Raw genomic sequence first — 15,619 nt, 5'->3', positions numbered from 1 at the left:
GACCTTTTTAGCGGATATCGCTAAAAGGTTTTTTTGTTTGCGCTAAAGTAAGCGCGGGGACTCGCAAAAGGGGAAAAGGGAATGGCTAACAAACAAGCACTGAACATTGTGAAAATGAAAAAAATGAAGGCGGAAGGCGAGCCGCTAAGCATGCTGACGGCGTATGACTATCCTTCGGCCCGTCTGGCTGAAGAAGCCGGTGTCGACGTGATCCTCGTCGGCGATTCGCTTGGCAACGTTGTTCTGGGTTACGATTCGACACTGCCTGTAACGATCGACGATATAGTCTATCATACGCGGGCGGCTGCCAGGGGAGCGGAGCATACGTTCATTGTGGCGGATATGCCGTTTATGACGTATCACGGCGGCATCGACGAAACTCTGAAGAATGTGCGCAGGCTCATGCAGGAGGGACATGCCCATGCGGTTAAGATGGAGGGCGGGCTCGAAATATGCGCTACCGTGTCTTCCATCGTCTCTGCGGGAGTGCCGGTAATGGGCCACATCGGGCTCACGCCGCAGTCGGTAAACACCATCGGCGGATACCGGGTGCAGGGCAAAGATCCTCAGGATGCGCAGCGGCTCATGGAAGAAGCCAAGGCGCTGGAGAAGGCGGGCGCCTTTGGGATCGTGCTGGAACTGGTAACCGAGGAAGTAGCTGAGGCGATCACGAAGGAGCTTACCATTCCGACCATTGGAATCGGCGCGGGACGCTATTGCGCCGGGCAGGTGCTCGTGTTCCACGATGTGCTGCGGTATGCTTCGCCTTACAGGGAGAAGCGCTTTGTGAAGACATATGCCGACGTGGGCGGTATGATCCGCGACGCGCTCAGCCAATATGTGCAGGAAGTCAAACAGCGCGCCTTTCCGGAAGCAGGCCATGCGTTCGGCGCGGATGAGAGTGTGCTGGAATCATTGTACGGCGCGGCCGGAAAAGGAGCGAGATCATAATGAGAGTCGTTAGAACGGTAGAACAGCTTCGGGAAGCCATCTCGTTTATGCGCCATACCGGACAGGGGGCTGTCGGGCTGGTTCCGACAATGGGTTATTTGCATGACGGACACGCAAGCCTGCTTCGGCGGGCAGGAGAAATGTGCGGTACGGTTGTCCTGAGCATTTTTGTCAATCCGATTCAATTCGGACCGAATGAGGATTATGAAGCTTATCCGCGCGACGAGCGGCGGGATTTGGAGCTTGCGGAACGCGAGGGCGCGGATATTGTGTTTATTCCGTCGGTTGAGGTTATGTATCCTCGACCCATCCGAACTAAAATTGCGGTGTCCTCACTGACGACAAGATTATGCGGGGCTTCGCGCCCGGGCCATTTTGACGGAGTGACGACCGTGGTCGCCAAGCTGTTTAATATGGTGCAGCCTGAATATGCTTTTTTCGGACTGAAGGACGCGCAGCAGGTGGCGGTGCTTCGGCAAATGGTGGATGACCTGAACATGAATGTGGAGATCATCCCTTGCCCCATCGTGCGTGAAAGAGACGGGCTGGCGCTCAGCTCCCGCAACGTCTATTTATCGGCTGAAGAGCGCCGTCAGGCGCTGGTGCTGTCCCGCTCGCTTCAGGAGGCCCGTAAAGCCGTGGAGGAAGGACGCGCGGCTACGACCGATGAAGTCCGGGAGCTGCTGACATCAATCATTTCCAGCTCGCCGCTTGCCGACATTGATTACGCGGAAATCCTGACATTTCCGGCGCTTGAACCACTTGAAGGAAACCTCCCGCTTAATAGAGCCGAAGGGGAGATTATTATGGCGCTGGCCGTCCGGTTCGGCCGTACGCGCCTGATCGACAATATTATCTTTACGCCGAAGGAGGTCGCAGCGCTTGTATAGACATATGATGAAATCGAAAATCCACCGGGCGACGGTTACCGAAGCCAACCTGAATTATGTCGGCAGCATCACGATCGACGAGGATCTGATGGAAGCCGCAGACCTGCTGGTGAACGAGAAGGTGCAGGTTGTGGATAATAACAACGGTTCGCGTCTGGAAACCTACGTCATACCGGGTCCGCGCGGCAGCGGCGTCATTTGTCTGAACGGCGCGGCGGCGCGGCTTGTGCAGCCTGGCGATACGGTCATTATTATTTCCTATGCGATGCTGTCCCGGGAAGAGCTTGAAGAGCATAAGCCCACGGTGGTGTTTGTGGACGAGAACAACCGTCCCGTTAAGCTTGACAATAAGGAGCTTCACGCGACGATTGCTTGATTTGGCTGCCGGGCGCGGGACCTTGCAATGACTGCCACGCATGAAAGGTGGGCTCCGGGCGAACAATGAAGTCAGGCAAGCTGCACTGATCTCATTTTCGCAAGGAGGGATGGCTCCTATGTTTCAACAGATGTTTGCCGAAATGAACGAAATGCTCTCCGATATCGCCAGACAGCTGCCGGAGGCTCAGGGAGTAAAGCGGCATGAGCTTTTAGGCAAATACCGTATGCTCCGCAAGCTTAGCGACGAGGCGCTGGATGAATGGCTGGCCTTTGCGGAAGCACTCAGTCTGTTTCGCCAGAAAATGGAGCTTACTGAGGAGCCGGAACCGGGGACGCCGCTCAGCGGGGAAGCCTCTGGAGTTGAGATGGAGAATTTTGCGCGCGGTCAAGGGTATTACAAGCTGCTGATGTTTCCGAATTGCATTGAGCAGTTCAGCGCCGTCATTTCCCATTATCCCGACAATCTGGCGGCACGCCTGTACCTGGCCATGTCCCATCTTCATCAGGGCGAAGTCCTCGCGGCGCGGGTTCACTTGGAACATATGCTGCCCCTAGTTAAGAGCCGCAAGCTGAAGGCGCATCTGTATAATGCCGTGGGCTGCATTGCCGCGTCAGGCCGTCGGTTCGACGAAGCGAAGGAGCTGTTCGGGCTGGCGCTAAAGTACGATCCGGCGCTGCCTGAGCCGGACGCCAATCTGGAGGTCTGCAGGCGCGGCAGCGGCGAGCTTCAGTTCGGTTCTCAGCTGGTTTCGCTATTATAATAATCAGGCGTTAAATTTGGTGCGATGCAGCTGCTGCTTTCCGGCGGTGTGCATCGCCTTTTTTCGCAACTTCTGTTATGCTGATTAAGAGTCTCAAATGAAAGGGTTTAGAATACATCATGAAATTTGCGGTGCTTGATTTTGAAACGACGGGAACCCAGTCCGTAGGTGAAATTATCCAGGTCGGACTTGCCATTATAGAAGAAGACCGGTCCATTTCGCGTGTGTACGGCTCCTACGTCAAGCCCGAAGGACCGATCCCCCCTTTTATTACCGGCTTAACCGGCATTACAGACAGCGATGTGCAGGATGCGCCCGAACTGGAAGAGATGATGATGGAGCTGGTGCCTCTCCTGGATGATGTCGTGCTTGTCGGTCATAACGTCGCTTTCGATTTTCATTTTCTTCAGAGCGCTCTGGACCGGTGCGGTTATTTGCCGTTTCAGGGCCGCATTCTCGATACGATCGATTTTTTAAAAATCTGCTTTCCATCGCTCACCTCCTACCAGCTTGGAAACGTCAGCTCCCATTTTGGGCTTCAGCATGAACGTCCGCATCAGGCGGACAGCGACGCGCTGGCGACAGCGCTCGTACTGCTGAGATGTCTGGATGAGCTGTACAGCCTGCCTCTGCTTACGGTGCAGCGGCTGACCGAGCTGTTTGCCGGTGAGGACAGCGATCTGAGCTGGTTTTTTGAGGGCCTGCTGAGCGAGCGCGAGTTGGAAACGTTCCAGCCCGAAGGTGATCTTCAGTTCTACCGCCAGTTTGCGTTAGCAGTGGGGGATTGGACGGAGCTGGCTCCACCGCGCGAGGACGGCGACAATCCATTGGAGCAGATGTCGTTTGAGGCTTACTTGAACGAGGTTACCGAACGGCTGCGGAGCATTCTGCCCCAGTACGAAAGCCGTCAGGCTCAGGAAATTATGTTCGGCGAAGTGATCAAGGCTCTCGAAGAAGAGAGGCATCTGCTAATCGAGGCGGGTACAGGGACCGGTAAATCGCTCGGCTATTTGCTTCCGGCTATTTACCAGAGCGTCCGTACGGGGCAAAAGGTAATGGTCAGCACCCATACGATCAATCTTCAGGATCAGCTCCGCGAGCGCGATATACCACTCTTGACCGAAGCCGTTCCGTTTCCGTTTAAGGCTGCCGTCTTTAAGGGAAGGGGACACTATTTGTGTCTGCGCAAGTTTGAACATAAAATAAATAAGAAGGATTACGCTTCACCGAGAGAGGATACTCTAACCTCGGCGCAAATGATTGTATGGCTCACCCAGACCGAATCGGGCGACGACGAAGAGCTGAATTTAAGCGGCCGGGGCGGCGATTTCTGGGAAACGGTGGCGAGCGATACGGACTCCTGCCTGGGAAGGTCTTGCCCGTGGTTCCGCAAATGCTATTACCATCGCGCCAAGCAGGAGGCGGGCAACGCCGACGTGGTCATTACGAACCACTCGAAGCTGTTTGCCGACATGAAAGCGGGCCATCAGCTGCTTCCTTCCTACGAGTACCTTGTGATCGACGAGGCGCATCAACTGGAGGAAGTGGCCGGCAAGCACCTGGGCATGCATATGAAGCATTTTACCGTCTCCCATACGCTGAACCGCTTGTACAAAGACAGCCGCACCGGCCAATTGCCTGCACTCCGGCAGATTCTCCAAAGCTCGGGCAGCGAGCAGGCGGCTGAGTGGAGCGGGATCATTGACCGTCTGTACCCCGACCTTCTTACCGTAAAAGAGGCATGGGATCTGCTCAGCGATAAGCTGTACGCATTGATACCGGAACGGGCTGACTCGGCGGGAGAAGCGGGGCAGCTGGTTCACCGCCTGTTGCCTGCCAAGAAGCCGAAAGGCTGGGAAGAGCTTGCTTCACTGGAGAGCACACTAAATTTGTCTTTAAGCGATATTATCCGCAAAGGGGACAAAATGCTTGCCGAAATGCGCGACCAGGAAAGTCAGTCGTCCGCCGACAGCCTTGTAACCGATATCGGAGGTCTGTTCAAGGATTTGGCCGATATCCGCGAGCAGGTGCGTTTTTTTATGGGCATGAATGACGAAAATGTTGTATATTGGCTGGAGGCAAATGGAAATTACCGCAGCAAATCACTGCAGCTGTATGCCGTGCCGGTCGATGTCAGCTCGCAGCTCAAGGAGCTATTCTTTGATAAGAAAAAAAGCGCCGTTCTGACCTCGGCAACCTTGTCCGTCGATAAATCGTTCCAGTATATGATCGACAACCTTGGTTTGAACGAAGCCCAGGAGGAAGGAAAGTTATCGACCGTGCAGCTTCCTTCTCCCTTTAAGTACCGGGATCAGGCGCTGCTGGTCATTCCGCGGGATTTTCCAAGCGTGAAGGGCACCGTCGGCGACGCCCGGTTTGTCGATATGCTCGTTCGTTCCCTCGCTGAAGCCGCAGTGACGACTCGCGGGCGTATGCTTGTGCTGTTCACGTCATATAAGATGCTTCGGCAGGTATATGATCCTCTTAAGGAGGCGCTCGCGTCCGAGGAGATCGCCGTGCTGGGCCAAGGCGTTGAAGGAGGAAGCCGGAGCAAGCTGCTCCGCCGGTTCCAGGAGAATTCCGCGTCCGTCCTGCTGGGAACGAGCAGCTTCTGGGAAGGCGTCGATATTCCCGGTGACGCGCTAACCTGTCTCGCAATCGTCAGACTGCCTTTTCAGCCGCCTAACCATCCGCTCGCGGAGGCTAAAGCCGAGCTGTTGCAGGCGCAGAAGAAGAATCCGTTCATGAAGCTGTCCGTGCCTCAGGCCGTTATCCGTTTCAAGCAGGGCTTCGGCCGCCTTGTACGGACCGCGCAGGATCGCGGCATTGTTATTGTATATGATACCAGAGTCATCGAATCTTATTACGGAAAGTATTTCCTGTATTCCTTGCCAGGACCTAAAATGGAGCATATGTCGACGGAACAAATGGTCCCCCGCATCGCCGAATGGCTACAGCAAGACGGCGCATCCTAAAAGGAAGCTTCGATTGGCCATTGTACAACATCGGCTAATCACGCTTTTGCCTTTCAGCACTTCGATTGGCCATTGTCTAACATCGGCCAATCACGCTTTTGCCTTTCAGCACTTCGATCGGCCATTGTACAACATAGGCCAATCTGCCGATTTTAATCTTCACATGGGTCATACTGTAAGTAGATACCGCCAATTGTCAAGCGTGTCCCGTCAGGGACGAAAAGCGATCCTTCATCCACTTGATCAAGGTCCCCGCCCAACTTTTGCCGGACGCCAATTTGCCGTTAGCGGGTGTCCAGAGGGCGGCAGCCCTTGGGGCCCTCCCTTTTAGGGAGGGTTTGGGAGGGTCCTATTTAAAATGTAGGAGGAGAACACATGAAATCGGACAAAATATCAGAGGCCGTCGTCCGCAGATTGCCAGTGTATCTGCGTTTTTTGAACGACCTGCAAAATCGCGAAATCGCCACTGTTTCTTCTCAAGAACTTGGACAGCGACTGGATTTAAATCCGGCGCAAATCCGCAAGGATTTGGCCTATTTTGGCGACTTCGGCAGGAAGGGCATTGGCTATGATGTACCCTACCTGATCGAAAAAATCCGTCATATTCTGAAGCTGGACCAGCAGATTAATGTTGTTCTGGTAGGAGCCGGAAATCTGGGTCAGGCGCTGTCCAATTACAATATTTATCTGAAAGACACAATGAAAATCACGGCCGTCTTTGATTCCTACCCGCCGAAGATCGGGACCAAGATCAATACGCTGACCGTTCAATCTATGGAGGAACTTGCAAGTACCGTGCGCGAGCAGGGTATTCGCATAGGCATTATTACCGTACCCGAGCAGGAGGCGCAAAAAGTAGCAGATATTCTTATCGGAGCCGGCATTGAAGCGATCCTGAATTTCGCTCCGGTTATTCTGAAGACACCGCCTGAGATTCGCGTGCATGCGGCGGACTTTACGACCGACCTGCAAAGTCTGGCTTACTATCTGCATGAAGGAAAGGACGAATAAGAGCATGGGTACTAAATGGATGATCCGAAATGGCAAATTTGCCGTGCCTGGCGCGGATAAGCCTGTTCTTGAAGGATATATGGTAATCGATAACGATTTGATTACGTACATAGGGGAAGAACCGCCGGTTCTTGAAGAAGACGTGCCTGTCTTTGAAGGCAACCGCCTGCTGTTCCTGCCCGGGCTTGTCAATACGCATGGGCATGCGGCGATGTCGCTGCTGCGCGGCTATGGAGACGATCTGGCCCTTCAAGTATGGCTTCAGGAAAAAATGTGGCCAATGGAAGGGAAATTCACCGGAGACGACGTTTACTGGGGAACCGCACTTTCGGTTCTGGAAATGCTCAAGGGCGGAACAACGACGTTTCTCGATATGTATGATCATATGGACCGGGTGGCTGAGGTGGCGGAAGCATCCGGAATACGCGCCGTTCTGATGCGCGGCGTTATCGGGCTGTGCCCGGACGAGGTGCAGAATCAGAAGCTTGCGGAAGCGGTTGCTTTTGCAAAAAAATGGCATAACGCGGCAAACGGGCGGATTACCGCCATGATATCGCCTCATTCGCCGTACACTTGTCCTCCGGATTATATCGAGAAATTTGTCCAGGCTGCGCATGACCTCGACCTGCCTATTCATACGCATATGTCGGAAACGCGGCGGGAAGTGGAACAAAATGAAACGGATTATGGCCTCCGGCCCGTTGCCCATCTGGAGAAGCTCGGGGTGTTCACCCGGCCGTCATTAGTGGCGCACGCCGTCCATCTGAACGATGAGGAAATCGAAATTCTTGCACGCAATCAGGTTGGTGTCTCGCATAATCCGGGGAGCAATCTGAAGCTGGCAAGCGGCGTGGCTCGCGTTCCCGAGCTGCTGAAGGCCGGTGTTACGGTATCGCTCGGAACGGATGGCGCGGCAAGCAACAACAACCTGGATATGTTCGAGGAAATGCGCCTGGCTGCGCTGATTCATAAAGGAGTATCCGGCGATCCAACGGCGGTTCCCGCAGCCGAGGCCCTGCGTATTGCTACGGAGTATGGCGCAAAATCTGTATTCCTTAATCAAGTGGGCAGGCTAACGCCTGGAATGAAAGCCGATTTTATCGCCATCAATATTGACCAGCCGCATCTGCTGCCGCATACGGATCTGATATCCCATACCGTCTACTCGGCGAGCGCCAAGGACGTAGAGCATGTATGGGTTGACGGCAAACAGATCATTAAGCACGGGGAATGTCTAACATTGGACGAAGAGGCGATCCGCCGCAAGGCGCAGGAAGCTTTCGAGGGACTGCTGAATCGGTAAACTCATGGAGCTTCCGCTGACAGCCTGTACGACTACTGGAACAAAGGAAACGAGAGCCTTGTTTTTTTGGGCGGGGGTATTGTTTCTTCCTAGAAGGAGAGCTGCACGTTGAGAAAAAGGAGAAAATGGATCTTTTACGGGGTGTTTCTGGCCCTGCTCCTTCTGTTCGGATTATATCAATTTTTTGCCTACGTGCTGAAGGATCAATGGAGCGAGCGCAGCGCAGCCGAAGCCGCGGCGATTAGCGGGGCGGGCCTAACTAAGATTGATAAAGCGGAGAAATCGGTATGGGATGAGAACTCCATTTATTGGGTGATTACCGGCAAAAATAAGACCGGCGCAGGCATGATGGTTTGGGTGCGTTTCACTGCTGACGGCAAGCCGGCCCAAGGAGAGAACGCCGTGCATGCGCAGGAGCTGTCTCAGGGAGTCTCCGAGGAAAAAATGCGGCAGATGATCGCAGCCCAGATTCCCGGGATCAAGATCAAGCGTTTACTTCCCGGCGCTTATAACGGCGAGTACGCCTGGCAGCTTTTTTATCAAGACGGGGACCGCTATTATTACCGGTTCTACCGCTTCTCGGACGGCGAGCAGATCGGCGACGGCTACAGCCTGCCCAATCGTTGACGGGGCGTAATACGAAGAACCAGCTACAACCTTAACAGGATGGCTGGTTCTTTATTTTTATAGGATGATAGGCAAAAAATAGAAAGTAAAATTTTAAATATTATTCACATTTGATTCGTTCTAGTATATACACCTATGATATACTACTAGTTGTATCGGGGCATGCCAAGATGCATGCCGGTCCCGGATGACGCTAGGTGCGCTGCTTGTACAGCAATAAAGTTTGACATCATTAGAGAGGAGGACGTTGTTTGAAACTTCGTCTAATGCCAGTATTGTTGACTGCACTCCTGTCTGCTGCGCTTCTATTCGGCGGGTGGTTTTTGTACCGTGAATTTGCCGTTCAGGAACCGCTTGAAAAGATGGTCAGCAGTTATGAGGGTGTGAAGCAATCCCATATTACCATTAACCGCAATGAAGTAACTTTGAAACTTGATTTACAGCCGGGCACGAAGCTTCGTGAACTGGTTCAATATATAAATACCGAAGGCAAGTCCATAATCGGAGACCGGACGGTTAAGCTTGATATGGAGGAGCATTCGAGCCAGGTGCTGGACGATTATTGGGATAAAGCGCTGTTCTCCGTCGCTGAGGCAATGGAGAGCCGCAAATATACGGTTATTCCGGAGACGCTGAAACAGCTGTCCGCCCAATATAAGAATGTTACCGTTACAACAGAAATAGACGACAAGAATGTCTATGTGAGTTTATCGGACGGCAAAGAGAGCAAATTTATTATTTTGCCGCGCGAGCCTGAAACGATGGGGGTATGGAATAATGCCTAAATGGAGCAAAGAAGTATTGATCGGATTTGTGCCGGTACTGCTGATTTTTCTGGCTTTTCAGGGGATTAATATCGTACCTATTATCGTTGCGGCTGCCATGGTCGGCGCTCTGCTCGTCATCACCCATATGCGCGGCGGCATTGCCGTAAACGCTGGTGCGGAGAAGAAACGTAAGAAGAACGGTCCGGCCAAGCTGACGTTTGAAGAAATCGGCGGCCAGGATAGCGCGAAGCAGGAGCTGCGCGAGGCGCTCGATTTTCTAATCCGGCATGAAGAAATCAGCAAGTTCGGGATTCGTCCGCTCAAAGGGATTCTTCTTACCGGGCCTCCCGGGACGGGCAAGACGCTGATGGCGAAGGCTGCGGCCCATTACACGAACTCGGTATTCGTGGCGGCTTCCGGCAGTGAGTTTGTAGAAATGTATGTCGGCGTCGGCGCAGGGCGTATCCGCGATCTGTTCAAGGATGCCCGCACCCGTGCCGTTAAGGAGAATCGGGAGAGCGCCATTATTTTCATCGACGAGATCGACGTCATCGGCGGCAAGCGGGAAGGCGGGCAGCAGCGGGAGTATGATCAGACGCTTAACCAGCTGCTAACCGAGATGGACGGCATTTATAATTCGGAAACTCCGCGCATTCTGCTGATCGCCGCTACGAACCGTAAGGAGATGCTTGATCCGGCGCTGCTGCGTCCCGGGCGCTTTGACCGTCATATTCAAGTGGACATGCCCGACAAAAAGGGCCGCAAGTCGATACTAGAGCTGCACGCCAAGAACAAGCCGCTTCATCCCGATGTCAATTTGGAAAAAGTTGCGGAGGAAGCTTACGGCTTCTCCGGAGCCCAGCTCGAAAGCGTTATGAACGAAGCCGCGATCTATATGATGCGCGATAGTTTGACCCAAGTGGAGGATCGCCATTTAGCAATGGCGATCGACAAGGTCATGATGGGCGAGAAGACGGACCGAGAGACGAACCAGGAAGAGAAGAAGCGGGTAGCGATCCATGAGTTGGGCCATGCCATTATGGCCGAGCTTCTGCGTCCGGGCAGCGTCAGTCAGGTAACACTCACTCCGCGCGGTCAGGCGCTCGGCTATGTGCGGCATAACCCGCAGCAGGAGCAGTATCTGTACACGAAAGACTATCTTGAGGAGCAGATTATGATTGCGCTCGGCGGAGCGGCAGCCGAAGAAATGTATTACGGCGGACGGAGCACAGGCTCCCGCGGCGATTTCGATCAGGCGCTCGGTATTGTGGAAATGATGATGAAATCCGGCCTGACCTCCCTTGGAATCGCCAAGCTGGAAATGGTCACAACGGAAGAATTAATGAAAGAGAATAGTAAAATATTGGACGAACTGATGGAGCGAACCCATTCGCATCTGGAAAATAAACGAAATCTTTTTGATTATTCCCTGGATATCCTGATGAAGGAAGAAGTGCTCTCCGGAGAACAATTTCGTTGTCAATTTCGTGACAGTGTCCTTTTACCGGCATAATTATTGATGCCGGTTATTTTTTTTTACTTTTAATGCATGCTAAGATATTATAAATGTCGGAGTATGCTGTTTTTTCGACAGACAAATAGGTCCTGCAAAAATGTAGAGATACCTGAAAGGATGGAGGCTTTTTATGAATTTTAAGAAAATCGGTGTCATCGGCGGAGGCACGATGGGACAAGGGATTGCCGAAATGTTGGCAGCCAAGGGTCTGGATGTCCTGCTGGTAGAGAAAACGCCGGAAAAATTGGACTATTCTTACAGCATGATTGAGACGAGTCTCGATAAACAACTGGAGAAATGGGCAATCACCCAGGCGGAGAAGAAGCTTATCCTTGGCCGTATCCAAAAAGTAACACATTTCGCGGAACTCAGCTCCTGCGATATGGTCATCGAAACTATAATTGAGGATCTGGAAGAGAAGAAAAAAGTATTTAATCAGCTCGACCAGGTATGTCCGAACAATATTATTCTTGCCAGCAACACGTCCACGCTCAGCTTGACGGAGCTTGCAAGCTCCACGATGTACCCTGAACGTGTCATCGGCATGCACTTCATTTACCCGGTCGCCAAGGTGGACGTCGTAGAAATCGTACGCGGTCTTAAGACGTCCGATTCGACATTTGAGAATACTAAAGCTTTTGTTGACGATGTTGTTGAGAAGAAAGGCGTAATGATCTACGAATCCCCGGGATTTGTAACTTCACGCCTCATTTGTCTGTTCATTAATGAAGCTATGCATGTTCTGCAAGAGGGCGTCGCTTCCCCGGAAGATATCGACGATGCTATGCGTATCGGCTACCAGTTCCAATACGGCCCGCTTGAAATGGCTGACCGCTTTGGCCTTGATTCGGTGCTTGCCGCTCTGGAGCGCATGTTCCGCGAGTACGGCGAACTGAAATACCGCCCTTCGACTATTCTGAAAAAGATGGTGCGTGCGGGACAACTGGGCATGAAATCGGGCGAAGGCTTCTTCAAGTATGACAAGGATGGTGACCGTATATGAAGGTACTAGTAATTAACGCAGGTTCTTCTTCTTTGAAATATCAGCTTTATGACATGACGGATGAATCCGTGCTGGCCAAAGGATTGGTTGAGCGCATTGGCATGGATTCCTCGATCCTGACCCATAAGCCGACAGGCAAACAGGAAGTTACCGAAGTAAGCGAGATTCTGGAACATACGACGGCAATCCGTAAAGTATTGGCCAATCTGACCGACAAGGAGCATGGCGTGATCGACTCCATCCAAGAGATCAATGCCGTCGGTCACCGCGTCGTTCACGGCGGTGAGACTTTTAAGGCGTCGGCACTGGTAGACGGGGCGGCCAAATCGGAAATCCGCCGGCTGTTCGACCTTGCGCCGCTACATAACCCGGCGGCCGTTATGGGGATTACCGCTTCGGAAGTCAATATGCCGGGTGTTCCTCAGGTTGTCGTATTCGACACCGCGTTCCATCAGACTATGCCGGAAAAAGCTTATATGTACGCCATTCCGAGAGTGCTGTACAACAAGTACAAAGTTCGCCGTTATGGCGCGCACGGTACGTCCCATGATTTTGTAAGCAAGGCTGCGGCCGAGTACCTTGGGCGTCCGCTGGAAGACCTCAAAATTATCACCTGCCACATCGGCAACGGTGCCAGCGTTACCGCCGTTCAAGGCGGGATTTCTGTTGATACTTCGATGGGCATGACCCCGCTGGAAGGTCTCATGATGGGCACGCGCAGCGGCGATATCGACCCGGCGATCGTTCCTTATGTCATGAACAAGGAAGAGCTTACTTCCGGCGAAGCCAGCTCCATGCTCAATAAGCACAGCGGCTTGCTTGCCATTTCCGGAACAAGCAGCGACATGCGCGATATCATTGATGGCTACGAGAAAGGCGAACCGAATACCACATTGGCCTTTGAAATGTATGAATACCGTCTGCGCAAATACATCGGCGCCTATGCGGCTGCGATGGACGGCGTTGACGTCATCGTCTTCACGGCTGGCGTAGGCGAGAATGCGTCATTGCTTCGCGAGAAGGTTCTGAGCAACCTGACTTTCCTTGGAATCGAACTTGACAAAGAAGCGAACAAGGTCCGCTCCGGCGATCCTCGCCGCATTTCCGCTAGCGGCTCCAAGGTGGAAGTGCTTGTCGTTCCGACCAACGAAGAGCTCGTTATCGCCCGCGATACGCTTCGCATCGTGCAAGAACAAGCGTAAAGAGTTACAATAGTAAATAGCAAGAGGATTCCACAGCCAAAGGCCCATTAGCGGTCTTTGGCTGTCGGACCCTTTACCCTACTGCACTTCTATAGAGGAGAGATTGATGGCATGGCTAGCAAAACTGTTATCCGGGGCGTGAAGGATCATGTTGGAGAAAGCGTCGTCATTGGCTGCTGGGTAAATAACAAACGTTCCAGCGGCAAAATCCAGTTCCTGCAGCTTCGAGACGGAACCGGTTATATTCAGGGCGTCGTCGTAAAATCAGAGGTACCGGAGGAGGTCTGGACCGCCGCTAAAAGTCTGACCCAGGAAAGCTCCCTGTACGTCACAGGGACTATCCGCGAAGAACCCCGCAGCCAGTCGGGATTTGAGATGACGGTGACTGGAATCGAGATTCTGCACCTGACCGAGAATTATCCGATTACACCGAAGGAGCATGGCGTCGACTTCCTAATGGATCACCGGCATCTGTGGCTCCGCTCCTCGAAGCAGCGAGCGATACTTGTAATCCGGGCGGAAATTATCCGGGCGGTTCAGGAGTATTTCGACATTAACGGCTTTACCCTTGTCGATCCTCCGATCCTGACCCCGACATCGGCGGAGGGAACGACTAATCTGTTCCACACCAAGTACTTTGAGGAAGACGCCTATTTGACGCAGAGCGGACAGCTCTATATGGAAGCGGCGGCGATGGCGCTTGGCCGCGTATACTCGTTCGGACCGACCTTCCGCGCGGAGAAATCGAAAACCCGCCGTCACTTGATCGAGTTCTGGATGATCGAGCCGGAGATGGCTTTTACGGAGCATGAAGAAAGCCTGCGCATTCAGGAAGAGTTCATCAGTCATGTCGTGCAGTCTGTCCTAAAGAACTGCCGTCAGGAGCTTGAGGCGGTGGGCCGCGATATTTCCAAGCTGGAAAATATTAAGGCTCCATTCCCGCGCATCACATATGACGACGCGATCAAATTCCTGAATGATAAAGGCTTCGATATCCCTTGGGGAGAGGACTTCGGCGCACCGCATGAAACGGCAATCGCGGAAGAATACGATAAGCCGGTATTCATTACACATTATCCGGCCGGAATTAAGGCTTTCTATATGAAGCCCGATCCGAATCGTCCTGATGTTGTACTGTGCGCGGATATGATTGCTCCGGAAGGTTACGGGGAAATTATCGGCGGATCACAGCGTATCGACGATCCCAAGCTGCTGGAGGAACGCTTTAAGGAGCATGAGCTGTCACTGGATACGTACAAATGGTACATGGATCTTCGGACGTATGGCTCTGTTCCTCATTCCGGTTTCGGGCTTGGCCTGGAACGGACGGTAGCCTGGATTTGCGGATTGGATCATGTGCGCGAGACCATTCCGTTCCCGCGGATGCTGTACCGTCTCTACCCTTAAGAGAGGGGAGGGGCATATGGACGGCAAAGAAGGAAACAGCTGGAGCGGTGGTGCATCCTTTGGACTGCAGAGCGGGATGGCTGTCATTCCATATACGCTTCTGACCGCTTACCGAAAGCTGGGGTTGACCGGCAGCGAGACGCTGCTGCTCATACATCTGCTCTCTTTCCGCCAGATTGAAGGAAAGGACTTTCCTTCACTGGAGGAGCTGCAAGCCGTTACCGGACGCAGCGGTTCGGTTATTGCCAGTGAACTGCAGAAGCTAATCAAAGAAGGATTCTTAAAGATTGTGGCGGGCAGCGACGAGCGGCAGGGTATCCATTACGAACGCTATGACTTCTCAGGACTGTATGATAAGCTGGGTTATTATCTCGCGTCCCAGAATGATTCTTCAGCAGCTGATGGAAACCGTGGTTCAATTCGAAGCGGCGGCCCGCTCGGAACAGACAGTATTCTACCCGGTGATACGATTGGAGAAGATGAAAGCCGCAGTCTTTTCGTTGTGTTCGAGAAGGAGTTTGGCCGTCCGCTTTCTCCGATGGAATGCGAGACGATCTCCGGATGGCTCGACCAAGACCGGTATCCCGAGGAGCTGATTCTGCTCGCTCTGAAGGAATCCGTATTCGCCGGAAAGGTACATTTTCGTTATATCGACAGGATTCTGCTCGAATGGAGCCGGAACCGGGTGAAGAACGCCCAGGACGTTAAGGCATATTCCCAGCGGTTTCGCGGGGGAAGATAGTAGGGCCTGAAAGTATGCATTTCGTTGGTGATCCAAGAGTAGTGAAGAACCGCGGCTGAACAAGTCTTGCGCTGCGGTTCTTTTTC

14 protein-coding genes are annotated in these 15,619 nt (G+C 52.9%); all 14 read left to right on the top strand.

The window, feature by feature from the left end; all coding sequences use genetic code 11:
- The first annotated feature begins 81 nt into the window (after nucleotides 1–81).
- Nucleotides 82–951: a 3-methyl-2-oxobutanoate hydroxymethyltransferase gene (gene panB, locus VK70_RS13025; RefSeq protein ID WP_025695973.1), complete on the top strand. Its 870-nt coding sequence runs from the start codon at nucleotides 82–84 to the stop codon at nucleotides 949–951.
- The gene (gene panC / locus VK70_RS13020) at nucleotides 951–1,841 is read left to right on the top strand and encodes a pantoate--beta-alanine ligase (protein ID WP_025695972.1); all 891 of its coding nucleotides are present in this window, start codon (nucleotides 951–953) and stop codon (nucleotides 1,839–1,841) included. The genes panB and panC overlap by 1 nt, the downstream gene beginning before the upstream one ends.
- Entirely contained in the window at nucleotides 1,834–2,217 is a 384-nt protein-coding gene (panD, locus tag VK70_RS13015; protein ID WP_025695971.1) for an aspartate 1-decarboxylase, read from the top strand. Before panC ends, panD begins: the two co-directional genes overlap by 8 nt.
- Before the next feature lie 118 nt (nucleotides 2,218–2,335).
- Nucleotides 2,336–2,980, top strand: coding sequence for a tetratricopeptide repeat protein (locus VK70_RS13010; protein WP_025695970.1), 645 nt, complete (start codon nucleotides 2,336–2,338; stop codon nucleotides 2,978–2,980).
- 119 nt (nucleotides 2,981–3,099) lie between these two features.
- Nucleotides 3,100–5,955 (top strand): ATP-dependent DNA helicase DinG, encoded by a 2,856-nt coding sequence (gene dinG / locus VK70_RS13005; protein ID WP_025695969.1) that lies wholly within the window; start codon nucleotides 3,100–3,102, stop codon nucleotides 5,953–5,955.
- Between the two features lie 375 nt (nucleotides 5,956–6,330).
- Entirely contained in the window at nucleotides 6,331–6,966 is a 636-nt protein-coding gene (locus tag VK70_RS13000; protein WP_036640914.1) for a redox-sensing transcriptional repressor Rex, read from the top strand.
- 4 nt (nucleotides 6,967–6,970) lie between these two features.
- The gene (locus VK70_RS12995) at nucleotides 6,971–8,269 is read left to right on the top strand and encodes an amidohydrolase (protein ID WP_025695968.1); all 1,299 of its coding nucleotides are present in this window, start codon (nucleotides 6,971–6,973) and stop codon (nucleotides 8,267–8,269) included.
- A 108-nt stretch (nucleotides 8,270–8,377) separates the two neighbouring features.
- Nucleotides 8,378–8,896 (top strand): cell wall elongation regulator TseB-like domain-containing protein, encoded by a 519-nt coding sequence (locus VK70_RS12990; protein ID WP_025695967.1) that lies wholly within the window; start codon nucleotides 8,378–8,380, stop codon nucleotides 8,894–8,896.
- Between the two features lie 251 nt (nucleotides 8,897–9,147).
- A complete protein-coding gene (locus VK70_RS12985; protein ID WP_025695966.1) occupies nucleotides 9,148–9,681 on the top strand; it encodes a hypothetical protein in 534 nt (177 codons plus the stop codon).
- The gene (locus VK70_RS12980) at nucleotides 9,674–11,176 is read left to right on the top strand and encodes an AAA family ATPase (protein WP_046723357.1); all 1,503 of its coding nucleotides are present in this window, start codon (nucleotides 9,674–9,676) and stop codon (nucleotides 11,174–11,176) included. The genes VK70_RS12985 and VK70_RS12980 overlap by 8 nt, the downstream gene beginning before the upstream one ends.
- Nucleotides 11,177–11,309: 133 nt before the next feature.
- The gene (locus VK70_RS12975) at nucleotides 11,310–12,182 is read left to right on the top strand and encodes a 3-hydroxyacyl-CoA dehydrogenase family protein (RefSeq protein WP_025698291.1); all 873 of its coding nucleotides are present in this window, start codon (nucleotides 11,310–11,312) and stop codon (nucleotides 12,180–12,182) included.
- Nucleotides 12,179–13,384, top strand: a complete 1,206-nt coding sequence (locus VK70_RS12970; protein WP_025698290.1) for an acetate kinase — start codon at nucleotides 12,179–12,181, stop codon at nucleotides 13,382–13,384. Before VK70_RS12975 ends, VK70_RS12970 begins: the two co-directional genes overlap by 4 nt.
- A gap of 111 nt (nucleotides 13,385–13,495) precedes the next feature.
- On the top strand, nucleotides 13,496–14,791 hold the full coding sequence (gene asnS, locus VK70_RS12965; RefSeq protein WP_046723355.1) for an asparagine--tRNA ligase: 1,296 nt from the start codon (nucleotides 13,496–13,498) through the stop codon (nucleotides 14,789–14,791).
- 16 nt (nucleotides 14,792–14,807) lie between these two features.
- Complete coding sequence (locus VK70_RS12960) at nucleotides 14,808–15,533, top strand: DnaD domain protein (protein ID WP_046723353.1); 726 nt, start codon at nucleotides 14,808–14,810, stop codon at nucleotides 15,531–15,533.
- Nucleotides 15,534–15,619 lie beyond the last annotated feature (86 nt).

It is taken from the genome of Paenibacillus durus ATCC 35681, assembly GCF_000993825.1.
In the GTDB taxonomy this organism is placed as follows: Bacteria; Bacillota; Bacilli; order Paenibacillales; family Paenibacillaceae; genus Paenibacillus_AQ; species Paenibacillus_AQ durus_B.
This window is presented reverse-complemented; position numbering and strand designations above follow the sequence as displayed.

What these genes read in the sequence shown, in the direction of transcription:
- VK70_RS13010 (WP_025695970.1), top strand. Translation starts at nt 2,336, where the DNA reads ATGTTTCAACAGATGTTTGCCGAAATGAACGAAATGCTCTCCGATATC.
- panC (WP_025695972.1), top strand. Translation starts at nt 951, where the DNA reads ATGAGAGTCGTTAGAACGGTAGAACAGCTTCGGGAAGCCATCTCGTTT.
- panB (WP_025695973.1), top strand. Translation starts at nt 82, where the DNA reads ATGGCTAACAAACAAGCACTGAACATTGTGAAAATGAAAAAAATGAAG.
- asnS (WP_046723355.1), top strand. Translation starts at nt 13,496, where the DNA reads ATGGCTAGCAAAACTGTTATCCGGGGCGTGAAGGATCATGTTGGAGAA.
- dinG (WP_025695969.1), top strand. Translation starts at nt 3,100, where the DNA reads ATGAAATTTGCGGTGCTTGATTTTGAAACGACGGGAACCCAGTCCGTA.
- VK70_RS13000 (WP_036640914.1), top strand. Translation starts at nt 6,331, where the DNA reads ATGAAATCGGACAAAATATCAGAGGCCGTCGTCCGCAGATTGCCAGTG.
- VK70_RS12980 (WP_046723357.1), top strand. Translation starts at nt 9,674, where the DNA reads ATGCCTAAATGGAGCAAAGAAGTATTGATCGGATTTGTGCCGGTACTG.
- VK70_RS12995 (WP_025695968.1), top strand. Translation starts at nt 6,971, where the DNA reads ATGGGTACTAAATGGATGATCCGAAATGGCAAATTTGCCGTGCCTGGC.
- VK70_RS12960 (WP_046723353.1), top strand. Translation starts at nt 14,808, where the DNA reads ATGGACGGCAAAGAAGGAAACAGCTGGAGCGGTGGTGCATCCTTTGGA.
- VK70_RS12975 (WP_025698291.1), top strand. Translation starts at nt 11,310, where the DNA reads ATGAATTTTAAGAAAATCGGTGTCATCGGCGGAGGCACGATGGGACAA.
- VK70_RS12970 (WP_025698290.1), top strand. Translation starts at nt 12,179, where the DNA reads ATGAAGGTACTAGTAATTAACGCAGGTTCTTCTTCTTTGAAATATCAG.